We start from the raw sequence: 7,596 nt of genomic DNA, 5'->3' as shown, positions 1-7,596 counted from the left end.
CNTATTAATGATGACTCTAAAAATGATTCTAATAGAGATGAGAAAACTCTAGAAGAATATATGCCTGAGATTTTTCAAGAATTAACTGAAACTTATCAGAAGCTGGAAAGACATTATAAAGATATGCAAGATATTGAGTTTACTGTTGAAGCAAATAAACTCTATCTTCTTCAGACTAGAAATGGAAAAAGAACGGCTCGATACAGAGTTATCAGCTAATGACTTTAAGCAACTTGTTGAAGTATATAAATCAATCGTGGCAACAGAAACAGGTTTTAGTTTCCCTACAGATCCAATGGATCAACTATGGAAAGCTGTCGCTGCAGTATTTAAGTCTTGGAACAATCATAGAGCGATTACTTATCGTGAGTTAAATGGAATTGCTCATGATTGGGGAACAGCTGTTAATGTTCAGTCAATGGTTTATGGAAACATGGGTGACGATTGTGCTACAGGTGTCTGTTTTACAAGAGATCCATCAACAGGAGAGAAGAGGTTCTTTGGTGAGTATTTAGTTAATGCTCAAGGTGAAGATGTTGTTGCTGGAATTAGAACTCCTGCTCCTATTAATGATGACTCTAAAAATGATTCTAATAGAGATGAGAAAACTCTAGAAGAATATATGCCTGAGATTTTTCAAGAATTAACTGAAACTTATCAGAAGCTGGAAAGACATTATAAAGATATGCAAGATATTGAGTTTACTGTTGAAGCAAATAAACTCTATCTTCTTCAGACTAGAAATGGAAAAAGAACGGCTCAAGCAGCTTTAAAAATAGCGGTTGATCTTGAAAGCGAAGGGATTGTAACTAAAGAAGAGGCTCTTCTTCAAATTGATCCTGAAACTCTAAATCAACTCCTTCACCCAAGACTAGATCCAAATGCAAGTAAGACAATTATTGCAAAGGGTTTACCAGCTTCTCCTGGAGCAGGAACGGGACAAATTTGTTTTACATCGGAAAGAGCTCATAGTTTAAGTGAAAATGGAGAAAAGGTTATTCTTGTGAGACAGGAGACATCTCCTGAAGATATTGCTGGTATGGCGGCTTCTCAAGGTATTCTAACTGCTCGTGGGGGAATGACTTCTCACGCAGCTGTTGTCGCAAGAGGAATGGGGAAACCTTGTGTGGCAGGATGTTCGTCTCTTCTAATTAACTCGCAAGAGCAAACTCTAACTATTGGAGATAAAGTTTATAAAGAAGGTGACTGGATCACTGTTGAAGGTGCAACTGGTGAAGTTATGAATGGCGAGGTTCCAACTCTTGATGCCGAAATTACAAGTGATTTCGCAACATTTATGGGATGGGCCGACGAGATTAGAAAGCTTAGAGTGAGAACAAATGCTGATAACCCAGAAGATACAAAGACTGCTGTGAAGTTTGGAGCAGAGGGAATTGGTCTTTGCCGTACTGAACATATGTTCTTTGAACCTGAAAGAATTCTAGCAGTAAGAGAAATGATTTTTGCAGAGACTGTACCGGCCAGAGAAAAAGCTCTCGCTAAACTACTTCCTTTCCAAAGAGAAGATTTTGTTGGGATCTATGAAGCTCTTGAAGGAAAACCATGTAATATTCGTTTACTTGATCCACCTTTACATGAGTTCCTACCTCACTCTGCTGAAGAAAAAGCAGAGCTTGCAAAGTATATAGACGTTGAATTACAAACAATTGAAGATATTAGTGAGAGATTACATGAGTTTAACCCTATGTTAGGTCACAGAGGGTGTAGACTTGGGATCACTTATCCAGAAATTTATAAGATGCAAGTTCAGGCCATTATTGAAGCGGCTATTGAAGCTAAAAAGAAAGGAATCACTGTCAAACCTGAAATTATGATTCCTCTCGTTGCTATAGATAAAGAGCTCTCACAGCTCAAAGAAATTCTTCAAGCTCATATTGAAACAGTTTTTACTGAAAAAGGTGAAACGGTTGATTATAAACTTGGAACTATGATTGAACTTCCTAGAGCGGCCATTACGGCAGCGAATATTGCTCAGCATGCTGACTTCTTCTCATTTGGTACAAATGATCTGACTCAGACAACTTTTGGACTCTCTAGAGATGACGCAGGAAAATTTTTGAATGAGTACGTCGCCGAAAGTATTCTTCCGCAAGATCCTTTTGTAAGTTTAGATCAAGAAGGAGTGGGATATCTTGTTGAGTTTGCGACAAAGCAAGGACGTGAAGCCAATAAGGATATTCACGTTGGTATTTGTGGTGAGCACGGTGGGGAGCCAAAATCAATCGACTTCTGTCATAGAATTGGGCTTGATTATGTGAGCTGTTCTCCTTATAGAGTTCCGATTGCGAGACTTTCAGCCGCTCAGGCACAAATTAGGAATAAGTAAGAATAAAATGATCTCTAAAATAGAAGAATACTGCCTAAAAAATATATCAAATCATAACTTCAACTGTATTGCAGTTGGGGTTATTGATTTTGAATCTAAAGAATTTGAAACTATCCAAATAACAAGTGAAGATCATTACGAAGATGTTGAGCTTTATTTTGATTTAGCATCAATGACAAAGCCTTTAACTTTCGGGGTTGCCTATTTAGCTCATCCTGAAATCTTTGATCAGAATATGCATCTTTTGTTAACACATAGATCTGGTCTTCCTCGTTGGGGGAGATTATCTAAGAGTTCTTGGAAAGAGCAAATCCTTTCTTATGAAATAAGTGAAAGTGAAACAGTGTACTCTGACTTTGGTGCACTTAGGCTGCAACTTGAAATCGAGAAAAAGACTGGAACACCACTCTATGATATTAGTTCTACTTTCTGGGATAAGAAGGTGAAGCATTGGACTGACTTGGAATTGGAAGTGTCACCAATTACAGGGCGTCGAAATAGGAAATTAATTAGTGGTGAAGTTCATGATGATAATGCTTATATCATAGGAGAGAAGATCTCACATGCAGGATTATTTGCTTCGATAGAAGGTGTTTGTAAAACTCTTCTTAATCTCGATAATCAACTGGATTTACTTAAAACAATTGGTGTTGACCATGAGGGGCGCTATTGTTTTGGCTGGGATACGGTAGAAGATCCAGAGAAAACACTTGCAGGGGCGGGAGCTTCAAAAAATACATTCGGCCACTTAGGATTTACGGGAACCTCTATGTGGATTGATCCTGAGGCTAAAAAAGGACACGTAATTCTAACCAATGAAACCCAAGGTTATTGGTACGATCGATTAAAGCTCAATAAACTAAGAAGAGAAATAGGCTCTTTAAACCTTAATAATTCTAGATAGATACAATAAAAATTAAAGAGAAATACTCCTATCCCGATAAGTTAACTCGGATAGGAGTATTTTGTATGAAGAAGATTTTATCACTAATTCTAATTTGGGCCTTAACTTCATGTTCTGTTTGGCAGACGAATAGGCAGTTAGGCTATTTCTCTCACGGTCAAAGATTACCGGCCAGTGATGTTGATATGTCACGTTTAGAGGAGTTATTAGCAGTTGATAAATTTGACTACTATATTGGTGAATATATTAATTCTTTTGGAAAGAAAATAGATGAAGAATCTGTTGAGATCTTAAAGAAGGTTAATCCAAAATTTATTCTTCAAAACTATAGTGGTGATTCAAGACTCTTTGATGCACAAAAATATGATGATGTAATTTATGAAATTATAAAACAAGGGCGAGCAAAATTACCTTTAAAGAAGGCTGACTATAAATGGGGTTATAACTTCTTCAAGAATAAGTTGAATGGTGGCTTCGCTCTTCTCGACACAAAACTTAAAACAGAAGACCTATCCGAATTAACATTTAAAGAAGCTGACACGACAGAGGCTTTAAAAGATGTACCTTTTAAATCATCTGATCTTACTCTTGATGCCGGACAATATATCTCTAATAGAACAACTCGTGCCGTATTTTGGGAAGCCGTTGAAAGTGGAAGAGATATTGAGTTTCACTTAGAAAATAGCCGCGAGTTTCTAAAGAACTTGTCTGAAAATGGTGCTCATGTAGTTAAAGAAGTTCGACCATTTGCAAATAACTATAACAAAATTTACGTTGTCCAATACCCAGGTGAAGCTAACTATCGTTATGCAATCACAAGTATCGGTGGAAAGGATCGCTTAGAACACCTTCTTATGCAGTTTGGGCTTTCTAATCTTAAAGGACAAGAAATAAAGAATAAGGTTCGTATTTTTGGTGATCTCGATGTTCGTCATAAAATGATGGAGGATGAACTCACTGGAATTATGAAGCATATGCCTAAGGCAAAGAGAACAATTATTGGCCAAAAAGGTGCCATTGAAAGGACTCTCGATCTCCTTTGGAAAATCAGAGCATTAAGTAATTTATATGATGATGAGCCTGATTCCGTACTTGGGGAATTCGTTGAAAAAGAAAGAGATGACGTTAAGAAATTCTTAGCAACAGAAGACTATAAAGATTATGACATTTTTAAGAATAAGAAAAAGATTGAAACGGCCTTTGATAAATTAAAAGCTACAATTGAAGCAAAGGGCTTAACACCAGAAGAGTTTAAAATGTATGACTACGATAATTTTGTTATCAGTATGTCAGATTTTATTTTTAAGAATAAAAAAGGTGAAGATGTTGTTTGGCGTGTTGTCGCAAATAGTTGGGGAGATGAAATTGCTCCACTTGCAAAGGCATTAAAGAACTCTGGACATCACGACATTACTTATATTGGAACTGCTGGAGCATTTCCAGATAAGGGCTATAAAGTAGGTGATCTTGTTATTCCAACTCATGCTTATGTTGATGGCTCTAATAAGAAGCTATATGGGGAAGCTTTAGATATTGATGGTGCTAAAGTCGGTGGTTCAGTCGATCACGTATATTCTCCCTTTATAGAAACTTATGATTGGCTAGAAGAAGCTCAATCACACTCTGACTTTGTAGAAGTTGAAACAAGCCACTTAAGAAAAATTCTTGATAAGAATAATATTGATATGAGGGCCTATCTACTCATATCAGATGTTTTAACAAATGAGGGTGAGACACTTGCGTCAGCTTCAAGTGCAAAACGTAGAAATGCTCTAAATAAACTCCTCTATGGTATGCTTGACAGAGATGAAGTCGGTATTCCTAAGGGAACGACTGTTAATTATACTGGAGCAAGTAAACTAAGAGAGCTTGTTGAAAAGGCCATTCCAAAAAAATCTAATGCCTTTAAGTATTACGTTATTTCCTCTCTAAGAGATTCAAATATTAATAGTGTTGATGAAGTTATAAGCTTTGTTGATTCAGTTGATAATTTCTCAGACAAGTATTTCACAGATCGACTTGTTAAAGTTTCAGAAGTTTCAAGCTTTATCGCTAGAGCGATGGAGTCTGAAGAATACGCTCCTAAAGTGGCAATCTCTGAGAACTTTGTTGATGGTGAATGGCACCCTAAGAATGATAAAGTCGCAGTACATTTCTATGCTAACTCTGATGCCGAACTTGAAAAGTTACAGGCCATTGCAGATAAGTATGCAGGGGAAACTGATAAAGTTGCAAAATATGCAGATATTAAAGTTGTCCGTGGTCCACCACCGGTCGATTTTGTAACGATTCCTAAATATTCAGCGATGGATAGTGATTATCTCGTTCAACTATTCTCTCAAGCTGCTTTTAAACAGAGTGGGCTTGATGCTCAGGTTACTTATAACGGAAATCTCAAATTTAACTTTTTACCAACAACCGATACAACAGAAGTATGTGTAGATGGTAAATTTTGTCATTTAGCATTCTTCAATCCAGACCAGGCCACGAAAGATGCACTCGTTGGACTTGAGACCAATGCTCAATTAGAGGCCCTGACAGGTGCAAACGCACAAACTGAATTTAAAGAAACTGTCGATAAATTACAAACAATGCTCGACTATAGAGGTGATAGAGAGGACTTTGTCGCAAAAATTAAAGTTGAAAAGAATGCAACACTTACAGATGGAAAACTCGCAGAGATTACTCCATCTTTCAAAGAAGGTGAGGGGTTACATATTAACGTTAAGTTTACAGCAGAAGGATGGAACAATCCTCTTGCAGTATTAGAAGAGATGACTCACTTAACTCAAATTGTTTACGATAAAGGTTATTTTAAAAATCCAATATTCTGGGCAGAAATGTCGTTAAATGCAGAATATGGGTCACAAAGAAGTCGTCGTTTTATGGCGCAAGCGGAAGTTGATGCGATGGATTCTTTAGAGAGCTTATTTAGCTCGAAGTTCACAGAAACTCCTGAAGTCACAAATTATATTAATGCAAGACGTGATCACGCCAAGAAGATCGTTAAAGGTTTTGTTAAAAAAGAAAGAGCTGAGAAAAAGTTTAGAAAAGGTGTTTCGGCTAGATGGAAAGACTTACAAAAAGAACTTGAGGCCCAAGACTTAAAGCTAGATGACTATATTGCATCAAATAATAGAAAGAAAGTGGCAGAGCTCATTGATGCTTATATGCCATGGGAAAATATGGAGCCAACTGAGATTGCTGCATGGACAAGATGGATTGATGCCATTGAGAAGCCAAGTACTAATCCAGAGGATTATAAAATTACATTTAGAGGAGTCTCATCTGATTTAGTACGTGAATCTGATGATGGAGGACACTTCTTGATGGCAAAAATGTTAACTAAGAATCAAGGAAGTTATACAAGAAGACTAAGGTCTTTGAAGACATTCTTTGATAAGAAGCTTTCTAAGAAGACTTACGATCAAATTCCTGTAGAAGTTCAAACTCTAGCAGGTGTCTTTAAAGGTCATAGTCATGAACCGATGGGATCACCTTTCTTTCAACATCAGTTTTCAGTGTTGCAGAGAATTTTGCAGGACACCCAAGTAAAAATAGCCGCAAATAAAAATTAGATAGAAAGAAGAAAACCTGATCAGTCTTGTTTCTGATTATCATGAACTTGAGCAGATGGTTCCACTTGTTGTTTTTCCAGATGAAATCATCCATATGGGTGAAGAGCAGAATATGGATGAAATCGTTAGTGCTGTAGAAAGTAAAATTGGTAGAAGTCTTACTCAGCATGAACTGACTAAAGGTGAAGATATCAAGTATTCGTCTACAGAAGAATGGTGGCGTATGATTCACCCTGAAGGAATAACTTCGGCAAAAGCGAAGAAGACGTGTAAAGACGTGATTAAATACTTCCTAGAAAATAGATAACTCAAAATAATCTCTTACCCTTTGTCCCATAATCAGTTAAAATTGTGGGATAAAGGGGCCTTATGGATTTATCAAACTACTACAATTTTAATAAACTTAAAGATAATGAATCGAAGTTCAAAAAGATCTTCTTTTATAGAATATGTGGAACTGGAATGGGAGCTGCTGCTTGTCTTCTCAAAGGGGCAGGATATGAAGTAGCAGGTGCAGATAAAATGTTCTATCCCCCGATGAGTACCTATTTAGAAAACTCAGGTATTGATATATTCAAAATTGATGAAATATCTTTAGATGAAATTGCAAAAAATTACGATCTCATTGTCGTTGGAAATGTTGTAGCAAAAGCAAGTGATGATGCCAGAGAGATTGAAAACTCAGGGGTACCATTTTGTTCATTTCCAGCAGCGATCGGAGCCTTTGTTTTAGAGAAGAAAAAAGTTGTTGGTCTCTCAGGAACATA

5 protein-coding genes and 1 pseudogene are annotated in these 7,596 nt (G+C 36.9%); all 6 read left to right on the top strand.

What is annotated here, in order from left to right; all coding sequences use genetic code 11:
- Positions 1 to 201: pseudogene (locus tag M901_RS08760) on the top strand (PEP/pyruvate-binding domain-containing protein); the annotation flags it as partial.
- Positions 182 to 2,347: a pyruvate, phosphate dikinase gene (gene ppdK, locus M901_RS08755; RefSeq protein ID WP_021277837.1), complete on the top strand. Its 2,166-nt coding sequence runs from the start codon at positions 182 to 184 to the stop codon at positions 2,345 to 2,347. The pseudogene M901_RS08760 and the gene ppdK, both read left to right, overlap by 20 nt.
- A 7-nt stretch (positions 2,348 to 2,354) precedes the next feature.
- A complete protein-coding gene (locus M901_RS08750) occupies positions 2,355 to 3,251 on the top strand; it encodes a serine hydrolase (RefSeq protein ID WP_021277834.1) in 897 nt (298 codons plus the stop codon).
- Between the two features lie 65 nt (positions 3,252 to 3,316).
- Entirely contained in the window at positions 3,317 to 6,829 is a 3,513-nt protein-coding gene (locus tag M901_RS08745) for a hypothetical protein (RefSeq protein WP_021277836.1), read from the top strand.
- A 55-nt stretch (positions 6,830 to 6,884) separates the two neighbouring features.
- The gene (locus tag M901_RS08740; RefSeq protein WP_021277835.1) at positions 6,885 to 7,136 is read left to right on the top strand and encodes a hypothetical protein; all 252 of its coding nucleotides are present in this window, start codon (positions 6,885 to 6,887) and stop codon (positions 7,134 to 7,136) included.
- Between the two features lie 62 nt (positions 7,137 to 7,198).
- Positions 7,199 to 7,596: Mur ligase domain-containing protein (locus M901_RS08735; RefSeq protein ID WP_021277833.1), on the top strand; the 398-nt coding region annotated here is incomplete at its 3' end.

The sequence above is a fragment of the Bacteriovorax sp. DB6_IX genome, from assembly GCF_000447775.1.
Classification (GTDB): domain Bacteria; phylum Bdellovibrionota; class Bacteriovoracia; order Bacteriovoracales; family Bacteriovoracaceae; genus Halobacteriovorax_A.
The sequence above is the reverse complement of the archived record's forward strand: the minus strand, read 5'-3'. Positions and strand labels throughout refer to the sequence as shown.

Excerpts from the sequence above, each read along its gene's own strand:
- M901_RS08745 (WP_021277836.1), top strand. The coding sequence starts at position 3,317 with ATGAAGAAGATTTTATCACTAATTCTAATTTGGGCCTTAACTTCATGT.
- M901_RS08750 (WP_021277834.1), top strand. The coding sequence starts at position 2,355 with ATGATCTCTAAAATAGAAGAATACTGCCTAAAAAATATATCAAATCAT.
- ppdK (WP_021277837.1), top strand. The coding sequence starts at position 182 with ATGGAAAAAGAACGGCTCGATACAGAGTTATCAGCTAATGACTTTAAG.
- M901_RS08740 (WP_021277835.1), top strand. The coding sequence starts at position 6,885 with ATGGTTCCACTTGTTGTTTTTCCAGATGAAATCATCCATATGGGTGAA.